Consider the following 451-nt stretch of genomic DNA (forward strand, 5'->3'; position numbering starts at 1 on the left):
CGCAGGTGGAGCGCATCTACAACGACGTGAAGGACGCAGCGGGCAGTGAGGAACGCACGGCGATGTTCGAGCACGCCGATGCGGTCTCGGATGACTCCATCGAGTTCTTCTTCGAGTTCGCGAACAAGAACCTCGATTCCCGGCGACCCATGTGGCAGCTCATGCTCGGCGGAGTCTTCGATCGACATCCGAGCCTGCGGCTCATGCTCACCGAGATCCGGATCGACTGGATCCCGGAGACGCTTGCTCATCTGGATCAGCTCTTCGAGAGCCATCGAGCGTCGATCCCCGCTCAGCGGCGCCCGAGTGAGTACTGGTCGACGAACTGCCTCGCTGGCGCCTCGTTCATCCACAAGGCGGAGGTCGGTATCCGTGAGGAGGTCGGCGTCGAGACAATTCTGTTCGGGCGTGATTTCCCCCACCCTGAGAGCACGTGGCCACACACCAGGGA

General features: G+C 62.1%; 1 protein-coding gene. It reads left to right on the forward strand.

Annotated features, from left to right (window positions below):
* Positions 1–451: amidohydrolase family protein (locus tag I6F37_RS39700; protein ID WP_225154333.1), on the forward strand; the 451-nt coding region annotated here is incomplete at both ends.

The organism is Bradyrhizobium sp. NBAIM08 (genome assembly GCF_020193935.1).
In the GTDB taxonomy this organism is placed as follows: Bacteria; Pseudomonadota; Alphaproteobacteria; order Rhizobiales; family Xanthobacteraceae; genus Bradyrhizobium; species Bradyrhizobium yuanmingense.